General features: G+C 40.1%; 18 protein-coding genes. 7 read left to right on the top strand and 11 right to left on the bottom strand.

Features of this window, described 5'->3' with window-relative positions; all coding sequences use genetic code 11:
* The first annotated feature begins 32 nt into the window (after window positions 1–32).
* A complete protein-coding gene (locus tag L4C44_RS16645) occupies window positions 33–1,184 on the top strand; it encodes a murein hydrolase activator EnvC family protein (protein ID WP_428805394.1) in 1,152 nt (383 codons plus the stop codon).
* 260 nt (window positions 1,185–1,444) lie between these two features.
* Here the strand turns inward: L4C44_RS16645 and L4C44_RS16640 are convergent, their stop codons facing one another.
* On the bottom strand, window positions 1,445–2,083 hold the full coding sequence (locus L4C44_RS16640) for a TetR/AcrR family transcriptional regulator (protein ID WP_428805393.1): 639 nt from the start codon (window positions 2,081–2,083) through the stop codon (window positions 1,445–1,447).
* Window positions 2,084–2,191: 108 nt separating this feature from the next.
* Window positions 2,192–3,355: a nucleotide sugar dehydrogenase gene (locus tag L4C44_RS16635; protein ID WP_428805392.1), complete on the bottom strand. Its 1,164-nt coding sequence runs from the start codon at window positions 3,353–3,355 to the stop codon at window positions 2,192–2,194.
* Window positions 3,356–3,507: 152 nt separating this feature from the next.
* On the opposite strand from L4C44_RS16635, the gene rfaD reads away from it, so the two are divergent.
* The 5 genes from rfaD to L4C44_RS16610 all read left to right on the top strand — a co-directional run bounded on the left by rfaD (window position 3,508) and on the right by L4C44_RS16610 (window position 8,603).
* The gene (gene rfaD, locus L4C44_RS16630; RefSeq protein ID WP_428805391.1) at window positions 3,508–4,449 is read left to right on the top strand and encodes an ADP-glyceromanno-heptose 6-epimerase; all 942 of its coding nucleotides are present in this window, start codon (window positions 3,508–3,510) and stop codon (window positions 4,447–4,449) included.
* A 140-nt stretch (window positions 4,450–4,589) separates the two neighbouring features.
* Window positions 4,590–5,546, top strand: coding sequence for a lauroyl-Kdo(2)-lipid IV(A) myristoyltransferase (gene lpxM, locus L4C44_RS16625; RefSeq protein WP_428805390.1), 957 nt, complete (start codon window positions 4,590–4,592; stop codon window positions 5,544–5,546).
* A gap of 15 nt (window positions 5,547–5,561) precedes the next feature.
* Window positions 5,562–6,755 (top strand): O-antigen ligase family protein, encoded by a 1,194-nt coding sequence (locus tag L4C44_RS16620; protein ID WP_428805389.1) that lies wholly within the window; start codon window positions 5,562–5,564, stop codon window positions 6,753–6,755.
* The gene (locus tag L4C44_RS16615) at window positions 6,748–7,500 is read left to right on the top strand and encodes a glycosyltransferase family 25 protein (protein WP_428805388.1); all 753 of its coding nucleotides are present in this window, start codon (window positions 6,748–6,750) and stop codon (window positions 7,498–7,500) included. Before L4C44_RS16620 ends, L4C44_RS16615 begins: the two co-directional genes overlap by 8 nt.
* Entirely contained in the window at window positions 7,497–8,603 is a 1,107-nt protein-coding gene (locus tag L4C44_RS16610; protein WP_428805387.1) for a polysialyltransferase family glycosyltransferase, read from the top strand. The genes L4C44_RS16615 and L4C44_RS16610 overlap by 4 nt, the downstream gene beginning before the upstream one ends.
* A gap of 4 nt (window positions 8,604–8,607) precedes the next feature.
* Here L4C44_RS16610 and pseI read toward each other — a convergent pair whose 3' ends face one another.
* The 9 genes from pseI to L4C44_RS16565 all read right to left on the bottom strand — a co-directional run bounded on the left by pseI (window position 8,608) and on the right by L4C44_RS16565 (window position 17,140).
* Window positions 8,608–9,657 carry a pseudaminic acid synthase gene (pseI, locus tag L4C44_RS16605; RefSeq protein WP_081230179.1) on the bottom strand — a complete coding sequence of 350 codons (1,050 nt, stop codon included), beginning with the start codon at window positions 9,655–9,657 and terminating at the stop codon, window positions 8,608–8,610.
* Complete coding sequence (gene pseH, locus L4C44_RS16600; protein WP_081230180.1) at window positions 9,650–10,207, bottom strand: UDP-4-amino-4,6-dideoxy-N-acetyl-beta-L-altrosamine N-acetyltransferase; 558 nt, start codon at window positions 10,205–10,207, stop codon at window positions 9,650–9,652. The genes pseI and pseH overlap by 8 nt, the downstream gene beginning before the upstream one ends.
* Window positions 10,188–11,258, bottom strand: coding sequence for a UDP-2,4-diacetamido-2,4,6-trideoxy-beta-L-altropyranose hydrolase (pseG, locus tag L4C44_RS16595; RefSeq protein WP_146492006.1), 1,071 nt, complete (start codon window positions 11,256–11,258; stop codon window positions 10,188–10,190). The genes pseH and pseG overlap by 20 nt, the downstream gene beginning before the upstream one ends.
* Window positions 11,259–11,261: 3 nt before the next feature.
* Entirely contained in the window at window positions 11,262–11,951 is a 690-nt protein-coding gene (gene pseF / locus L4C44_RS16590; RefSeq protein ID WP_081230182.1) for a pseudaminic acid cytidylyltransferase, read from the bottom strand.
* Entirely contained in the window at window positions 11,951–13,126 is a 1,176-nt protein-coding gene (gene pseC / locus L4C44_RS16585) for a UDP-4-amino-4,6-dideoxy-N-acetyl-beta-L-altrosamine transaminase (protein WP_146492005.1), read from the bottom strand. The genes pseF and pseC overlap by 1 nt, the downstream gene beginning before the upstream one ends.
* Window positions 13,123–14,136 (bottom strand): UDP-N-acetylglucosamine 4,6-dehydratase (inverting), encoded by a 1,014-nt coding sequence (gene pseB / locus L4C44_RS16580; protein ID WP_017630612.1) that lies wholly within the window; start codon window positions 14,134–14,136, stop codon window positions 13,123–13,125. Before pseB ends, pseC begins: the two co-directional genes overlap by 4 nt.
* Before the next feature lie 81 nt (window positions 14,137–14,217).
* On the bottom strand, window positions 14,218–15,297 hold the full coding sequence (locus L4C44_RS16575) for a glycosyltransferase family 4 protein (RefSeq protein WP_146492004.1): 1,080 nt from the start codon (window positions 15,295–15,297) through the stop codon (window positions 14,218–14,220).
* Between the two features lie 10 nt (window positions 15,298–15,307).
* Window positions 15,308–16,099 carry a glycosyltransferase family 2 protein gene (locus L4C44_RS16570; protein WP_285953037.1) on the bottom strand — a complete coding sequence of 264 codons (792 nt, stop codon included), beginning with the start codon at window positions 16,097–16,099 and terminating at the stop codon, window positions 15,308–15,310.
* 9 nt (window positions 16,100–16,108) lie between these two features.
* Window positions 16,109–17,140 (bottom strand): UDP-N-acetylglucosamine 2-epimerase, encoded by a 1,032-nt coding sequence (locus tag L4C44_RS16565; protein ID WP_327785098.1) that lies wholly within the window; start codon window positions 17,138–17,140, stop codon window positions 16,109–16,111.
* A 132-nt stretch (window positions 17,141–17,272) separates the two neighbouring features.
* Here L4C44_RS16565 and waaA point away from each other — a divergent pair, with 132 nt between their 5' ends.
* Entirely contained in the window at window positions 17,273–18,550 is a 1,278-nt protein-coding gene (gene waaA / locus L4C44_RS16560; RefSeq protein WP_428805386.1) for a lipid IV(A) 3-deoxy-D-manno-octulosonic acid transferase, read from the top strand.
* Window positions 18,551–18,568: the final 18 nt, after the last annotated feature.

Genomic DNA, 18,568 nt, shown 5'->3' with positions numbered 1-18,568 from the left:
AAAAACAACTGTTGATAATGAATAAGAGCAAAATGACGATAATGATGAAACAAATTCGAGCCATTAGCCGAACTCTTTTGATATCTGCCAGCCTTTGTGTTGCTCTTATATCTGCATCGTCATTTGCCGCCTCTCAGGGAGAACTGAAAGGCGTATCGAGTGAAATATCTCGCCAACAGAAAAACCTGTCTTCTCAACAGAAAAAACTCGATAACCTACAAGCAAGCCTCAAGAAACAAGAGCTATCCATCGCTTCGCTTGAAAAAGCGATTCTAGACAGTAAAAAGCAACTCAATACGGCCAATGCAAATATTGCCAGCTTAGACACCAAGATTAAATCGCTTACTGCTCAGAAAAAAGTCCATACCGATAAGTTAGAGCAACTGATTCAGACTTACTACATGACTAGTCGAGCTAAAGCTTCTTCTCACATCCTCAACACAGGTGTGGAAGAAGATCGCATCAGCCACTATTACCAACACCTTGCCAAAGCTCGCTCCGCAACAATCAAAACGATTGAACAGACACAACTTGAGTTAGAAGAAAGTCATAAGCAGCGTCAACTTGAGCAAGAACAAATTGCGACCTTGTTAAAACAGCAAACCATAAAACGCGACAAGTTATCTCAAACGCAAACGCAGCGTAAGAAAACGGTTGGCAGCATCAAGAAAAACATCTCGGGTGACAAAAATTACTTGGCAGAGCTTCAGCGAAATGAAACTCGTCTGAAAGCTGAAATTGCGAAAGCAGAAAAAGCAGCTCGAGAACGACGTAATGCAGTCCCGATGGATGGCCTAGCAAAACGCAAAGGTAAGCTCCCTTGGCCGATCAAAGATAAAGTTCTACATAGCTACGGTTCTCGCCAAACGGGTCAAATCAACTGGAAAGGCATGGTGATCAACGCCAAGTACGGTCAGCAGGTGAAATCGGTTTACTCAGGCACGGTGGTATTTGCCGAGTATCTGCGCGGTTATGGTTTAGTGGTTCTTCTCGACCATGGTAAAGGTGATATGACGCTCTATGGCTTTAACCAAGCACTACTAAAGAAAGAAGGTGACAAGGTTAAAGCGGGTGAAGCGATTGCGCTTGCTGGTGACACTGGCGGCCAAACGCGCCCATCACTGTATTTTGAAATCCGTAGAAACAGCCAAGCTCAAAATCCAAAGAGTTGGTTGGTTAGATAAAGCAGATGCGGGATGCGAGTAACCGAGATACGAAAAGCTTAAAAGCAGATACGAGATTCGAGTAACCGAGATGCGAAGAGCATAAGAACAGATACGGGATGCGGGTGAACGAGATGCGAAGAGCTTAAAAGCCGATACAAGGTTAGAGTAAAACGTGACATTAAAACGCTGGCCTCGTCGTCGCTCTACCCTGTTTTTCATTTACTCGTATCTGCTTTTTCCCAATCTTCGTATCCCGAATCTCGTTTACTCGTATCTTTCTACTTTGAGTTCAAAGCCCTTACACCATCTTCCAACAATGTCAGCTGTTCAAAACCTTGTGCTGTCGCAATTGGTTTAACGGTCGCGATCATCTGCAGCATTCCTTGATGAACGACTTGCTCAGTAATTTGAGCTTTTGGAGACATCGCAGACTGATACGCCAACCAACCCGATGCGATCAAGTGAAGAGAAGTAACCATCGATTTCATTTCCGAATCCGTAGCTTTAAGCAAGTTCAACTCAACAAAGGCTCTCATAATATCTACAAGATTCGTTTGTAGCTTTTCTTGTACGGCCATGTAATCAAGGTGGAGTTTTTCATCACGTGACAATATTTCAGGTAGATTTGCATAGAAGAAACGGTACTTCCACATCAGAGTGAAGATAGAATCTAAGTAGCTCTTTAGTAGCGTGAGGCTTTCTTGCTGCCCTTGAATAGGTGTGAATCTTTCAAGTAACTCTGTTGAATAGAGAGTAAAGATGTCACGGACAATTTCTTGTTTGTTGCGGAAGTGGTAGTAGAGGTTGCCAGGGCTAATCTCAATATGTTCAGCAATATGATTGGTCGTAATACTACGCTCACCGTGCTCATTAAAAAGCTCTAGAGCAGCGTAAACAATCTTGTCACGTGTTTTCATTAGTAATTAGTATCCCTATCCGTTTAGTGGTTCAGTATATCGCCACTAAACGGATAGATCGAGCTGTTAACATCTGGTCTAATTAGCATTAGCTAAAAAAGAGCAGTATCAATCGCTGCCAAACAGATCTCGTGTGTAAACCTTATCTGCAACGTCTGCGATCTCTTCTACCATTCTGTTAGAAACAATCACATCTGATACGGCTTTAAACTCTTCTAGGTCAGAATAGACTTTCGAGTTAAAGAAGTGCTCTTCTTCCAAAACCGGTTCGTACACGACCACTTCGATACCTTTAGCTTTCAAGCGCTTCATAATTCCTTGAATCGACGACGCACGGAAGTTGTCTGAGCCTGCCTTCATGATCAAACGATAAATACCAACAATTTTAGGCGAACGCTTAATAATTGAATCCGCAATAAAATCTTTTCGGGTGCGGTTAGCATCAACAATGGCACCAACAATGTTGTTTGGTACATCTTGGTAGTTAGCTAATAGCTGTTTGGTATCTTTCGGTAGACAATAGCCACCATAACCAAACGAAGGATTGTTGTAGTGATTACCAATTCGAGGATCTAAGCCCACACCCTCAATGATCTGGCGAGAATCCAAGCCATGCGCTTCCGCGTAAGAATCAAGTTCATTGAAATATGCAACACGCATTGCTAGGTACGTATTAGAGAAAAGTTTTACTGCTTCAGCTTCCGTAGAGTTGGTGAACAAAACATCGATATTGTCTTTTTCAGCGCCTTCCACCAAAAGATTAGCAAATACTTTAGCGCGTTCAGAACACTCACCAACGATAATTCGTGATGGGTGTAGGTTATCATACAGAGCCTTACCTTCACGTAAAAACTCAGGTGAGAACATAACGTTTTCACAACCTAGCTCTTCTCTGATCTGTGCAGTGTAACCAACAGGAACCGTTGATTTGATGACCATTACAGCATCTGGGTTCATTTTCATAACATCTTTGATAACAGATTCAACGGAGGAAGTGTTGAAATAGTTACTTTTAGGATCGTAATCAGTTGGTGTTGCGATGATAACGAACTCGGCATCTTTGTATGCTACTTTGTCTGTTGTCGCTCTAAAGTTAAGCTTCTTACTCGATAAAAAGTGCTCAATTTCACTATCAACAATCGGCGATTGCTTTTTATTAAGCATCACCACTTTGTCTTCAATAATATCAACAGCTACAACTTCATGGTTTTGTGCCAATAACATCGCATTTGACAAGCCAACATATCCAGTACCGGCTACTGCAATTTTCATATTAATACCTATAACTTTGAGCCATTTACTCAATTTAATTCATAAATTTACTGGTCATATCATACTCTGATTGAAGAATTATTCCACTAGCCCGCCTTATCCATTCCTTGCTATACTCGAGATAGATTTGTATTCAAAAGAGTTAGAAAATTATGATTATCGTAACGGGTGGTGCTGGCATGATTGGCAGCAATATTGTTAAGGCGCTCAATGAAGCGGGCCACAACGATATTCTAGTCGTCGACAACTTAAAAAATGGTAAGAAATTTAAGAACCTTGTAGACCTAGACATCACTGATTACATGGATCGTGATGACTTTCTAACTCAAGTAATGGCTGGTGATGACTTCGGCCATATTGAAGCGGTTTTCCATGAAGGAGCGTGCTCTGCGACCACTGAGTGGGATGGCAAGTACATGATGCTTAATAACTATGAGTACTCAAAAGAGCTACTTCATTACTGTGTTGAGCGTGAAATTCCGTTCCTATATGCCTCTTCCGCTGCAACGTACGGTGAAACTGATACTTTCATTGAAGAGCGAGAATACGAAGGTGCATTGAATGTCTACGGTTACTCTAAGCAACAATTTGATAACTATGTTCGTCGCTTAACCGCAGATGCTGTAGCGCATAACGAGACATTGCCTCAAATTACTGGTTTCCGTTACTTCAATGTTTACGGTCCTCGTGAGCAACACAAAGGCAGCATGGCATCGGTAGCATTCCACCTAAACAACCAAATGAATGCCGGTGAAAACCCGAAGTTGTTCGCAGGTAGTGAAACCTTTAAGCGTGACTTTGTGTATGTGGGTGATGTAGCGGCGGTAAACCTATGGTTCTTAGAAAATGGTGTTTCTGGCATCTTTAACTTAGGCACTGGTAATGCAGAATCTTTTGAAGAGGTTGCTAAGGCAGTAATCCAGCACCATGGTAAAGGCGAAATCGAAACGATTCCTTTCCCTGAGCATTTGAAAGGTGCTTACCAAGAATTCACGCAAGCTGACTTAACTAAACTTCGCAATACAGGCTGCGATATCGAGTTTAGAACAGTGGCAGATGGCGTCGCTGAGTACATGAAGCTCGTAAACGCATAGCTGTAAGCTTTATATTTCAGATTAAGACTAATAGTGCCCCCTACTTTTTGGGGGCATTATTAGACAATCCAATAAACGTAATCATTCCCTGAGTGACCGATATAAAGTTAACTCTCTGATTTAAATAATGTAGTGAACGAATGACCACACAACGTAATGATTTTGATCCAAAAGCTTACAATCCTGAGTTTGAATGGGGATTTCTGGCACCTAAATACTGGGGCACTTGGATTGCTGTTTTGTTATCGTCTTTAGTCTGCTTCTTGCCTAATAGCATTCGTTTAGCACTCGCTAAATTTATGGCTAAGCAAGCTGTAAAAATCAAGAATAAGGCTAACCGCCGAGCTCGCGTAAACCTTGAGATGTGCTTTCCTGAGCAATCTGTAGAACAGCGTGAAGAAACTCTCTATCAGTCATACGTTACTTCCATCTCATTTTTGATGGGATTTGCTTCACTGACACTCAAGAGTAAAACTTGGCTAGAGAATAACACCTCGATAAACGGCCTGAGTAACCTAACCGATATTACGGACAGCGGCGAGAATGTGATCTTGCTGGTACCACACACATGGGCTATCGATATCCCAGCGGTATTATTGGCATCACGCAATTTACCTGTGTCTGCGATGGCGAAAGCACAAAAAAACAAACTCAGTGACTGGCTAATGCACCGACAGCGCGTGCAATACGGCGGCCGAGTTTACGACCGTAGCGGAGGCATCAAGCCTTTCATCAAGTCAGTACGTGATGGGTATCTGGGTTACTATCTCCCTGATGAAGACCTTGGCCGTGAGCACAGTGTCTTCGTTGATTTTTTTGCTACACAAAAAGCAACAATTTCTGGCCTTGGTCGATTATCGAAACTTAGTAAAGCTAAAATTATTCCCTTGTTTGCTCAATATGATAGTAATACTGGTCAATACACGTTGGATTTTTACCCTGCCCTGCCATTCCCAACAGGAAGCGAAGAGCAAGATGCACGTATGATGAATCAATGTATTGAAGACTACGTGAACAAAAAACCTGAGCAATATATGTGGATCTTAAGACTGCTTAAGACTCGTCCGGAAAGTAATGTAAACCCTTATAATAGCTAGTATGTAATAATTATAATGAATCTTATCAAACGTAACCTATCCATTTTGTTGATACTGCCTTATTTTATTGCAGTAACAGGCATGCTTGTATTAGATGGTGGTGATAAAAAGCTTATTCCATTTATTATACTTAGTATAATTATTAGTGTATTTTTTTATAAAAAAAAACTAATCATTAAAAACCTACAATCGCCATTTATATGGTTATTATCTCTATTATGTGCATATACAATATTTAGTTACTATTACCATGGTTCAAGCTCAAGAGAAATAAGGGCTCTCATTGGTTCTACTTTATTTCTTATGTTCTTTCCATATCATATCCTAAGCCACAGAGTTCTTGCTTGGATTGTATTAGCAGGCAGTGTTGCTGTATTTTTAAACAGTTTATACTTTAATGTATATATAGGAATTTCGCGTGATGCCGGTTATATAAACCCCATCCCTTACGCGACCTCATGTGCACTAATCGCCATTGTTTCTTTTTCATTATTATTAGAACGGCCCTCTTTAAAAGAAAAAATCATACCTTCACTAGCTTTTATATTAGCTTTGCCTCCAATAGTTCTCAGTGAAACTCGAGGCATTTGGTTAGCTATAATTATAAGTATTTTAGCTATTGTTATCTTTAAGTGCATAAAAAACCCACCAAGCCGAAATAAAACAATAGTTGTATTGACCACTACAACAGTATTATTACTTTCTGGAGCTTATTTATTTAAAGAAAAAATCACAGAAAGATATGTCCGCACTGTTTATGAGGTAGAACAAATCCAATCTGGCAATTATTACTATTCTATCGGACAAAGATTTCAATTATGGGGAATAGCCCCCCAAATAATAAAACAAAAGCCATTACTTGGTCATGGAAATGAAATACCCAAGTTATTACAAGATAAGTTAAAAAATAACGAAATATCTAACCGAACTTTTCGTCTTGCTTCACACCATTATCACAATCAGTTTATTAATAAAATGGTTAAGTCTGGGCTTGTAGGGCTAATGCTCGTAATTGGGCTTCTATTTTATCCACTAATAATGATAAAAAAATTACCACTAATCGATGCATATATAGTAATTGGTTTAGTTAGTCTATTTTTCATTGCTGGGTTAACGGATGTTCCTTTTAATCACCCTCAACCCCTGATGTTGTATTTGTTATTTCTAGTCCCTATTTGCTCAAGATGTAAGAGAGTTGCCAATGACTAAAATATTTGTCATAAATTTAGAATCTTCCACAGAGAGAAAAGATAACATTAGTCGTCAACTAGATGAACTATCTCTTCCTTTTGAGTTATTTTCTGCGATAGATGGTCGAAAATATCCTCCTCACCCGCTACTTAAACGCTATAATGATGAATTAAGCCAAACATACAGGGCAAAAACACTTAACGCTGGTCAACTAGGATGCTATGCAAGTCACTTTTTACTCTGGGAAAAATGTATAGAGCTAAATCAACCAATAATTGTTATTGAAGACGATGCTTTGTTATTTAAAAAGACATTTTTAGACTTTTTACAAGACATTCCTGAACTACCTGAATCCATCGAATGTATTCGGTTATTTAATAATAAGCGTCGAAAGTTCAGTTCATATTCTACATTTGAATGTTCATCGACTAGCATCCACAAATTCACAAAAGGACATATGAGTACAACCGCTTATTATCTTACACCTCAAGGAGCGAATAAATTATTGTTACACTCTAAGGAATGGTACATGGCAGTTGATATTTATATGGACCGTTTTTGGGAAAATGAAGTCGAATGCTACGGCACTGCAGCTCCTTGTTTAACGAACGATCCTAAGTTTGACTCTGAGATTGGCTATGCTAAGCGTACTACTACTCGAAGTTTTATTAAGAAGTGTAAGCGTGAATACTTCAATTTAAGCGAAACTATTCAACGTCACTTACATAATTTCAAATTCAAACTGAGTAGAAGTAAATCATGAACTCAACACATAAAGATATTTATGTCTGCTCGACGGTAAGGCACTTATTACTCAGCTTATATAAAGCACAAGATGAGATTAATCCATCGACCATCATTTATTTCTATGATTATCAAGATGTAGATCCTAAAGACATAGACACAGAACAACTCCCTACAAAAATAGAGTTAGTGTTAATGAATAGGGAATCGTTAGTTAATCATATAAAGAAGATTGGATATATTGGTAAATGTATTTTATTTTGCTCTCTTCGTGGTTGGTCAATACCAGAACCATTAAAAAGAATATTGGTGTCTTCAATATATGAAAGCAATAACAACGTAGACTTAAAGGGCGGGATAAATAAACTCTTCTTATTCAATGACAATAATAAGATGTCTAGGTTATTTCGCCTTCTAGTTAAATCTTACTCAATGATAGAAGATGGAATGGGTAATTACGTTAAGCACCAGATTGATGACAAGCCCAAGCAATTATTTCGTTTGCTATCAAATCAACCGCCTAAGCATTACGTATTTGGTGAAAGAAAGCAATGTGACCACATTTATGTGATACACCCAGAAAAGTTACCAAAATCAGTACAACACAAAGGAAGAAGACTTGTTTTATCAAAAGATAAAGCAAAAATATCAAAAATTCAACAATGCTTCAAATTTGACAGTACTAATAATTTCGACAATAAAACATTGATCATCGCCACACAACCCATATTTAATAAATTAAAAGGTAAGCTTAAAGACAATGGTTTCTTTTATGACATCTATAATAGGTTAATATTAGAAAGTAAACATAAAGGTTTAACCCCAATTTTAAAGTTACACCCAAAGGAAAGCGAGTCAGATTATTTATCTTTCAAAGAAAAAGGAGTGAGATTTTTATCTAATAAACTACCTTTGGAAATTTATCTACTATCTAGCAAAGATAAGGTTAACATAATATCAATTAACTCTTCAGCCGGAATGGGGATCGAGGAATATTGTGAAATATATAAATTAATCCCGGACAGCAAAGTTCACGACTTAGAAAATATATTAATTGAATTAGAAAAAAAACAAGATAGCCTTCAAGATTTTATATCTCTACAGCTATCTAATATCAAATAACTAACTATATAAATAAATTCAAGGATAAAGGAGTTCCTGAATTTATCTTAGTTAGAGCTTTTTTCCCCAGAACCTCTTCATAGTATTTTGGTGGTAAGCCAAAACCAGGCCTGATACTCCGAATGTTTTCGGGAGTCAACAATTCACCTTCCGCTATGTCTTTTACCACATATAAAGAGCGACGAAACTTAACATTTCCCTTTTCCGCTTCTGTTCGCTCGTAGTTGACTTGCCCCATAGCTTGCCAAGCTGTTTTCGTATCTTTACATAATGCCGCTAACTCATGAGGTTCAAGAGAAAAGCTATCATCTGCGCCACCACCGTTTCGATCCATCGTGACATGCTTTTCTATCAAACATGCACCTAGAGTCACTGAGGCAACCGCAGTAGCATTGTCAATCGTATGATCAGAAAGACCTGACAAGACTTCGAATCGTTGTGCTATATCGGCAATAGTTTTTAAATTGTACTGTTCAGCCGGCGCTGGATACCCACTTACACAATGCAGTACAACTAGCTCAGTACATCCATTATCCCTCGCTGTTTTTACTGCTTCTGCAATCTCTTCCTCGTTGGCCATGCCCGTTGAAATGATCATCGGCTTACCGGTTTGAGCAACACGCTTGATCAAAGGTAAATCAACCACTTCGAAAGATGCTATTTTGTATGCGGGAGCGTCTAGCTCCTCTAATAAATCTACAGCGGTAAAATCAAATGGTGAACTAAATATCGTAATACCTAACTCTTTTGCTTTTTCAAACAAAGGTTTATGCCATTCCCAAGGCATATGCGCTTCTTTATACAACTCATATAGAGTTTGGCCATCCCATAAGCCGCCATGAATTTGAAACTCTTCCGAGTCACTATCCATAGTGATAGTTTCATGGGTATAGGTTTGAAGTTTAATCGCATCAGCACCTGCTTTTTTTGCTTCTTCCATAATCTGAAAGGCACGGTTTATATCACCATTATGGTTAGCAGAAAGTTCAGCAATAATATATGGAGGACAATTAGGACCAATTTCTCGATTATCGATGTATATGTTTTTATTCATTTTCTTCGTATACTCTCAATTTATCTTTCATAAGGTTTCTAATACCTTTCCACTCATGTGAAAAGATACCCAAATGTACTACATCGTGATATTCAGTCCCATTGAAGAAAGCATCTCGATGAGTACCTTCAACTTTAAAGCCAAATTTGGAATGTAACTTCACCACCGGTTGATTAAAGCCTAAAACCTCACAGCGTAATTTATGCAAATCTAATTCAGTAAATGCATGCTCTAGCGCTCGATATTCCATCAAAGAACCTGTGCCTCTTACCGCATTGGGCGATGCATAGAATGCCCAAGAAGCGATTCCAGGAATTCGATCTATATCAGTAAATCCAACAACACCTGCTGGCTCTCCATTTAACTCCGCTAGAAAATATTCTTTTGAACTATCCTTACACATGCTAGAAAACCATGACTTGTGCTCGTCCATAGTGATTTCATGAGAGGTGTACATGTTTTTTCTAACATCTGGAGAGTTTCTCCAAGCGAGAATTTCTTCTAAATCACTTTCTTCAAGTAGCCTAAATTTAATCACTCTTTGTTTCACGACAAAAGCCCTCCATTGTTTGAACGACCTTATTCGCACCTAAGCCATCAACTTCAAAATCACTAAAAGGTTTGATGTAATCCCACCTTTCACATAAACGCGCTAACTCAAGTGCATAAGTATCTGTACTCGTCGTTATACCTTCACCCAAGTATTCAACAAACCCTAAATCTGACAAGTAATTTGAAAGTATTACTTGATTCTCCGCTACAGAAACTATCGAGGCAGGAACCCTAAGACAAAAACGCTCCCAGTTACTGACTCCTGAGGCGCCAATTGCATACTTGCTATTACTTAACGATAAGTCAAAACTCTCTAAATTTTTGTATATAGATACATTGCTATTTTGATTAAGCTTTAACAAAGCATCAAAACGAGGGTTGATTCTCCCCGTTATCAAAATAGTATTAAACGGGAGCCTCTTAAACTCATTTGCTGCAAGAATAAACTTCTCGCACTCATTTGTAGGATCTGTTCCACCAAAAAAGACTAAGATTTGATTAGATATTGAATCTCGGGGCGAATCCCGCAATGTTGAAAAGCTCTCTCTTAAAAGAGCATATTCAGGACCAAGGAGCTTGGTAGCAGTACAATTTAAGTATCTTTTTGAGATGTTCGGCCATAGATTTTGGTCAAGAATAATATCACTACAGTGTTTACGGTTAAGGTCATCAATCGATAAAATAGCGCATGACAGCTTACCAATAATGATACTTTCCCATTCATGGTCCAGCGCATAGTGGTCCACAATCACCCACTCGGAACAATCCACTTTAGATAAAAAATCATTTGCATCTTCTTCAACGCTACGTTGAAGCCAAGCTTTATAATCAGCGCTATGGGAGGGCGTCATTTGTAGGCAAGAGGGAGTCAACTCTAATACGTCAAAGCCTCTATCACAGATGTACGCAATCATGTCTCCAGGCTGAGGAATACAAGCAAAGCATATAGAAAAACCTTTACTCTTTAATACATCAGCAAGCACCAAACAACGCATGACATGGCCACTACCGATAAATAGTGACGCATCTACTCGGAAGGTAACCTTCATTGTTTATCCTAACCTCAATGCTGAGAAAAGAGATTCAGCCAGTTCCCAGTCTTCTTGGTTATCAATATCTTGAACGCGTTTTCTCGGTAAGAGCACAGCCTTAGAGTGGCTAGAAAACACCGATAATTTATTCAAGAAAGCATCTTTACGACCCCAATAAAATTGGCCAGCATCGTGATACGCTTCTTCCAAGTCTTGTGATCTTACCTGTTCGTTTTCAGGAGAAAACATCGAAACAGAACCTTGCTCATCAAGCTTAATTGCACGCTGAATCGGAAACGGAAACGACGTAGCACTAAATGTAAATTGCACACTAGTCCCCCTAAGTAGCTCGTAACCTTTCTGAAGATCTTCAGGTAAAACAAACGGGGCGGTAGCGTACAAACAACAAACATCACCAATATCCCAGCCATTGATATCGCACCAAGTTATTGCATGGTGCATTACATCCATGGTGGTAGCATAATCATCTGAGATATTTGAAGGCCGTAAAAATGGTACTTCAGCACCATATTTTTTCGCTACCTCAGCTATCTCAGCATCATCCGTAGAGACAATAACCTTATCAAAACAATCCGAAGCAAGTGCAGCTTCGATTGAGTAAGCGATCATAGGCTTACCATGAAAGTGCTTAATATTTTTACGAGGAATACGCTTGCTGCCACCACGTGCAGGAATAATAGCAACGTTCATTATTTACCTGTCAAAATTTCGGTTACTACACGAACAACGGTATTTTGCTGTTCTTCCGTCATACCGTGGAACATTGGCAGTGAGATTGCTTCTTGATAGTAGCGTTCTGACTCAGGGAAGTTCCCTTCAGAATACCCCATCGCCTGATAATATGGCTGCGTATGAACAGGAATGTAATGCAAATTAACGCCGATACCATTTTCACGCAGCGCGTCAAACACTTGTTTATGAGTTAATGGTATCTCATCTAACTTCAAACGAATTACGAATAAATGGAGACCTGAGTACGTGTTTTCCAGTTGATAAGGAAGAACTAAAGGTAATTCAGATAACATTTGATTATAACGCTTAGACAACACATGGCGCGCCGCAACAAATTCATCAAGACGTTGCATTTGCGTGACACCCAATGCCGCTTGAAGTTCTGTCATGCGGTAGTTAAAACCTAAATCAACCTGTTGGTAATACCAGCCACCGTGAGAAGCTTCCGTCATCATTTCAGGATCTCGTGTAATACCATGACTGCGCAAGAGAGCCATTTTATCCGCTAGCTCTTTCTGGTTCGTTAATGCAGCACCACCTTCAGCCGTTGTGACAATTTTTACAGGGTGAAAACTGAACACTGTAATATCAGAATACTTACAATTACCGATAGGTTGTTCATGATATTGACCACCAATAGCATGAGAAGCATCTTCAATGACTTTAAAGCCGTATTCTTTGGCTAGCTTAGCAATGGATTCCATATCACAAGGCTGACCACATAAGTGAACAGGAACAACGACTTTAGGTAGAGTTCCAGTAGCTTTAGCAGTAATTAGCTTTTGCTCTAGCTTTTTAGGGCACATGTTATAAGTTGCTGAATCAATATCAACAAAGTCAACTTTAGCTCCGCAATAAAGACCACAGTTTGCAGATGCTACAAAAGTAATAGGAGATGTCCAAAGCCAATCTCCTTTGCCTAAACCCAAAGCGAGACAAGCAATATGTAGAGCGGAGGTTGCACTATTCACTGCTAACGCATACTGAGCACCAGTATGTTCTGTTAACGTTTTTTCAAACGCAGGAACTTGTGGTCCCTGAGTTAGGAAATCAGATTTAAGAACATCAACTACACTATCAATGTCTTGTTGACTGATATCTTGCTTGCCGTATGGAATCACTGTTTTACTCACACTGTAAATTTAGGGTCAACATGTTCTTTGATTAAGTCGCGTAGACCTTCAATCGTTTCCCACTCAGTATTGGTGCCTGAGTTGTATTTAAAGCCAAACGGTACTTTTTCAGCTTTATGATGATTCATGTACTCATCTTCTGTGTATGTAAAAGAGACAGAAGGAAGGATCGCGTAATAACGACCTAAATCAATTGTATTGAGAGAATCAGTATCAGTAATCATTTCTTCATGAAGTTTTTCACCTGGCCGAATGCCAACAACCTTAGTTGCCATGCCAGGCGCAATAGCTTCAGCGATGTCTAGAATTTTGTATGAAGGGATCTTAGGAATAAAGATCTCACCACCCAAATGGTTTTCAAGTGCATACATGACCATATTCACGCCATCTTGAAGAGAGATATTAAAACGCGTCATCTCTTCATGTGTAATTGGCAGTACACCTTCTTCTTTTTTCTGCATAAAGAATGGAATAACCGAACCACGAGAGCCCATCACATTGCCGTAACGTACGACACTAAAACGAATGTCTTTTGAACCTTTAATATTATTTGCAGCAGCAAAGAGCTTATCTGAAGCAAGCTTTGTCGCACCATACAAGTTAATTGGTGCACATGCCTTATCGGTCGAGAGAGCAACGACATCTTTCACACCACACGCAAGAGCTGCACTAATCACATTCTCTGCGCCATCAATATTGGTGCGAATACATTCAGTTGGATTGTACTCAGCAGTATCTACTTGTTTGATCGCAGCGGCGTGGATAATAACATCAACATCTTCACACGCTTGAATCATACGGTTACGATCACGAACATCACCAATAAAGAAGCGTAATTGTGGAAAATCCTTGTGAGGATATTGCTGCTTGATTTCAAACTGCTTCAGTTCATCACGAGAAAAGATAATGATCTTCTTTACGTCTTGGTATCGTTCCAGAATTGTTTTGATAAATTGCTTACCAAACGACCCTGTGCCACCTGTAATTAATACTGTCTTGTTATTTAGCATACTCAACTACTCTAATATATCTCTTTTGATCCTATGTCCTCTGACTTAGAACCTTAAATTCATAATTAATATCTAGCTACTTTATCTGACTAGTAACTTCTCAAAAAATTCCAGATGCTTCTTAACTGTCACTCGAGAACTGAAGCTTTCATCTAGGCGCTTCTTAGCCGCTTCACTCATGGCGGTGCACTTGGCCTTATCTTGCGCGAGTTTGTCCATAGCCTCACCCAACGCTTTGGCGTCACCAGTCGGGACGATATAACCTGTCTCGCCATCTACAACGAGTTCAGGGGCACCTCCAGTGGTAGTAACAACAGAAGTTGTGCCATTTGCCATTGCTTCAACAATCGTACGCGGTAGCCCTTCTCCGCTGATCGATGGCTGAACTTGAAAGTCTGCCATACACATAATTGATGGGATGTCAGTACGGTGGCCGATGTAGTGAATTCGCTCACTCATAGGGCTCGCTTTCATCTCATCAAAGTGAGGCTCATAGCCACTACCCGCTAAGATTAAGTGGAAGTTCGGTGCTGTAATGTATTTGGTCGCCTCAAGTAAAACAGAGATACCCTTACTTGGCCTTACATGCGCTGCAGTAATCGCGACGACATCATCTTCATTCAAGCCAAACTCAGAGTGCTCAGTTGGTGGTACTTTATACCAATCCAATTCATGCCCTTTGTATATGGTAACAACGTTATCTTTATTCTTCCAAACGCGCTTCACCACATCTTGTCGAACCGCTTCTGAAACACAGACAATACCGTCTACACGAGGGTGAAGTTGCGTTAAATAAGCACTTGGATCATGTCGATATAAACCTCCAGTAGTGCCTCGATAAACGACTAATTTAACGTTGAAACCAATACACGCAAACGCCGCATTAGGTATCGTCTTTGAGTTAAAAGCATAGCAGATGTCGTAATTGTGCGTTTTCAACTCATGGCGGATCTTTTTAATGGTATCAAAACAAATTTTACGCTTTGGATAACCATCAACGACTCGAATGCCGCACTCTTCTAATTTTGATACATGCTCAGACTCACCTTGGGTCATGATAGTGACTTGGTGACCTTGACGCGCAAGCTCAATAAAGATCGCGGCCTCAGGGCGTAAACTGTTCCATGCATGTAAGTAAGATGCACAAACTAAAATCTTCATCTCTCGGTTCCTATTTGGCTTGGTCTTTTGAGCAGTCATCTGAGCGGTTTTCAAGAATCCACAAACCGACATATTTATTGAAATTCACTTGAGCGTAAGTCATCGCCATAATAAAGCCGACACTGCCATCCATAAAGCCACGGCGAATGATATACACAAGGAAGAACGTCCATATAGCTCTTAGTAGAGCTAGGAATAGCCCGTGCGATTTCTTGCCTTTACGATAGTATTTTTGGGAGCCAAGCCAAGCATACTGCGATGCTTTATCTAGGCCGTGGCCGTAGTCACGATGGGTGTAATGAAGAAGAAACCCCTTCAATACTCCTGTAGAACCTTGCTCCGGAACGACTGTCTCGTGCACTTCGTCCAACGTATATCGGGAGCCTTCTCTCTTGAAGAGTCTCAACACTGCACGAGCACTGCGGCCATGTTTTAGAGTCGTACCATACAAAGTCACTCCCCAAGGAAGTTTATACGCGGTATGTTTGATTTGATCTTGTTTTAATAACTCAACAAGAGCCTTGCCCATTTCTAAGTCGAGAGCCTCATCCGCATCGATTGATAACACCCAATCACATGTCGCTTTATCTAGCGCTCGTTGCTTTTGTTTACCAAAGCCAGGCCAATCTGTGATGGTCACGTTATCTGTGTATTTTTGACATATCTCAACCGTTGCGTCTGTTGAACCACTGTCTAAAACGATCAGCTCATCAGCAATATCAACCACAGATTTAAGGCAAGTTTCAATTCGGTCTTCTTCATTCTTGGTAATAACAATGACAGACAGGGTATGTTTTCTCATTATTCAGCCCTAGAATTTCCAATAGTTTAATGATTTACGGATCTTAAAGTTACGAATCCAATTTTTTGGCTTGTTATCTTGCCAACCGCTTTCTAACACTTCAGTAATAGCATCCAGAACTCTAGCTGAAGATTGTCCATCCAAATATGGCGTTATCGACGGACCATAATTAGCAATGGCTTTATCTCTTGCTTCATCAGGTAGCATCGCTTGCTTAATTGCTGACTCTAATTGCTCGGCTTGAGTAATGTTAATAAAGCTTGCTTGAGGGTCTCGATTATTTACCGTGACAACAGGCTTATTGAGCAACAAGAATTCCTGAAATATCGATGAGTTATCACACACCATCACATCAGCACGATGTTGCATTTCAATCACTCGGTCATTATCGAAAAAGAGAAGGTTATCCCCTTCCAGTGCTTGATATTTCGCTCGTGTCTCTTGATTCATTTTAGGATGCAATGTCACTAACCATTGCCACTGGCTTTGTTGGCTTAGGCGCTTAAGCTCTTCATAAACCAATTCAGCACACGATAAGCTTGGCGAAAAAGTGGAAGCGAATAGAATTTGAGGTCTCTCATGACGGTTCTCACCAGCTTGATAATTAAACAAGCTATCTAGCTTCAGCCATCCGGTCTCTTTTACTTGAAAATAGCCGCGCTGTTTAGCTAGTGGTTCCAATGAACTCGTTCTTTCATGGCCTTCGGTGCAATACAAATCAAATAGACCACGCTCAGGATATAAGTTCCCTCGCTTACTCTCATTCAAACCGTGAAACACTTGCACCTTCAACCCTGGAATAAATGCAGGAATGCGATCCCCTGGCACTAAAACGGCCGAAGGATTGTAGGCAACAGCTTCTGTCAAAGACACACGCTGCTCTTGCTCTAATAAAAGATGTTCAGAAGCATCCTCACCAACCAGCAACCATTTAACGTCATGACCAAGTTGCTTCGCGTAGTTATAAAATGGGCGAAGAATAGCAAATGAGTAGTTTTGCTCGACATAGAGCAAGAAACGATAGGATTGATCGGTTTGCATAAGCGATGAGATAGAGTTCACCATTTCCGTTTGAAAGTGTCACTAAGCATTTAATTATAACGCTCTTTACTTTCGAGATTGAAGAAAATACTCTTCTGATTACTGATTTTACGCTCTGGTGTCACTGTTCTTATGCTTATACGACTTATATACACTCTTATATTGTCATTGGCCTCTCCACTGCTTCTCTATGGGCTTTATAAGAGCAAACCCGGAAAGCCAAATTTTGGTAAGCGCTGGAAAGAACATTTCGGTATCACACCGCAAACTCAAGGTAAAAGCCCTATCTGGATTCATGCCGTGTCGGTGGGTGAATCTATTGCTGCGATGCCTGTCATTAAACAATTGAAGCTGCGAGATCCAAATCAAGCCATCATTGTTACCACAACGACCAGCACAGGTGCTGAGCAAATAGAGAAGCTTGGTGATTTGGTCGAGCACCGCTACATGCCGATTGATTTTTCTTGGTGCATTCGAGGTTTCTTGAAAACTGTTCAGCCTAAACAGATGTTAATCATGGAAACCGAATTATGGCCAAACACACTGCACTGCGTCGCGAAAGCTGGAATCCCCATTTCGGTACTCAACGCTCGCCTATCTGAACGCTCATGCCAGCGTTATGCTAAATTCCAAGCCGTTTTTGACCTCTTAGCCAAAAACCTCTCTCAAGTACTTTGCCAATACCCAAGTGATGCTGAGCGTTTTATACGATTAGGGTTAGATAAAGCATCTGTGCATGTGACTGGGTCGATCAAGTTTGATATTGAAGTCTCAGCTGAACAAGTATCCAAAGGCAAAGCGTTACGTGAACAAATTGGCTTTGAACGCTGTGTATGGATAGCTGCCAGCACTCATCAAGGCGAAGATGAAATTATCTTAGACGCTCATAAACAGCTCCTTAAAGACAATCCTAATACCTTGCTGATGATCGTGCCTCGCCACCCAGAGCGGTTTAACCAAGTGACGGAACTGGCTAAACAGCACCAATTCAACACCATCACTCGAACGAGTCAGCAACCAATCACCTCTGCTATTGAAGCGTATATTGCGGATACGATGGGAGAAATGTTGGTATTACTCGGTGGCGCTGATGTCTGTTTTATGGGCGGAAGTCTTGTAGGCGATAAAGTAGGTGGTCATAACCTACTAGAACCAGCAGCCCTACAGCTACCTTTGCTTAATGGCCCTAGCTACTTTAATTTTAGCGAAATTACCGACAAGCTACTTGAAGCTCACGCTGTCAGTATTTGTCATAACAGCAATGAGATTGCAGGCCAGCTCAAAGAACTATTCTTACAACCTAAATTACGTAAAGATAAAGGCTTAGCGGCTTATCAAGTGGTTGAACAAAACCGAGGGGCGTTGAACAAAACCTTAAAAATTACAACCATCAACCAAGTTACTAAGTAGCACCTAAAGGAAAAAATG

Origin of the sequence: Vibrio satsumensis (assembly GCF_050337435.1) — a bacterium.
Classification (GTDB): Bacteria; Pseudomonadota; Gammaproteobacteria; order Enterobacterales; family Vibrionaceae; genus Vibrio; species Vibrio satsumensis.
The sequence above is the reverse complement of the archived record's forward strand: the minus strand, read 5'-3'. Positions and strand labels throughout refer to the sequence as shown.

Coding starts and splice junctions, on each gene's coding strand:
- L4C44_RS16645 (WP_428805394.1), top strand. CDS start 33: ATGACGATAATGATGAAACAAATTCGAGCCATTAGCCGAACTCTTTTG.
- L4C44_RS16640 (WP_428805393.1), bottom strand. CDS start 2,083: ATGAAAACACGTGACAAGATTGTTTACGCTGCTCTAGAGCTTTTTAAT.
- L4C44_RS16635 (WP_428805392.1), bottom strand. CDS start 3,355: ATGAAAATTGCAGTAGCCGGTACTGGATATGTTGGCTTGTCAAATGCG.
- rfaD (WP_428805391.1), top strand. CDS start 3,508: ATGATTATCGTAACGGGTGGTGCTGGCATGATTGGCAGCAATATTGTT.
- lpxM (WP_428805390.1), top strand. CDS start 4,590: ATGACCACACAACGTAATGATTTTGATCCAAAAGCTTACAATCCTGAG.
- L4C44_RS16620 (WP_428805389.1), top strand. CDS start 5,562: ATGAATCTTATCAAACGTAACCTATCCATTTTGTTGATACTGCCTTAT.
- L4C44_RS16615 (WP_428805388.1), top strand. CDS start 6,748: ATGACTAAAATATTTGTCATAAATTTAGAATCTTCCACAGAGAGAAAA.
- L4C44_RS16610 (WP_428805387.1), top strand. CDS start 7,497: ATGAACTCAACACATAAAGATATTTATGTCTGCTCGACGGTAAGGCAC.
- pseI (WP_081230179.1), bottom strand. CDS start 9,657: ATGAATAAAAACATATACATCGATAATCGAGAAATTGGTCCTAATTGT.
- pseG (WP_146492006.1), bottom strand. CDS start 11,258: ATGAAGGTTACCTTCCGAGTAGATGCGTCACTATTTATCGGTAGTGGC.
- pseF (WP_081230182.1), bottom strand. CDS start 11,951: ATGAACGTTGCTATTATTCCTGCACGTGGTGGCAGCAAGCGTATTCCT.
- pseB (WP_017630612.1), bottom strand. CDS start 14,136: ATGCTAAATAACAAGACAGTATTAATTACAGGTGGCACAGGGTCGTTT.
- L4C44_RS16575 (WP_146492004.1), bottom strand. CDS start 15,297: ATGAAGATTTTAGTTTGTGCATCTTACTTACATGCATGGAACAGTTTA.
- L4C44_RS16570 (WP_285953037.1), bottom strand. CDS start 16,099: ATGAGAAAACATACCCTGTCTGTCATTGTTATTACCAAGAATGAAGAA.
- L4C44_RS16565 (WP_327785098.1), bottom strand. CDS start 17,140: ATGCAAACCGATCAATCCTATCGTTTCTTGCTCTATGTCGAGCAAAAC.
- waaA (WP_428805386.1), top strand. CDS start 17,273: ATGCTTATACGACTTATATACACTCTTATATTGTCATTGGCCTCTCCA.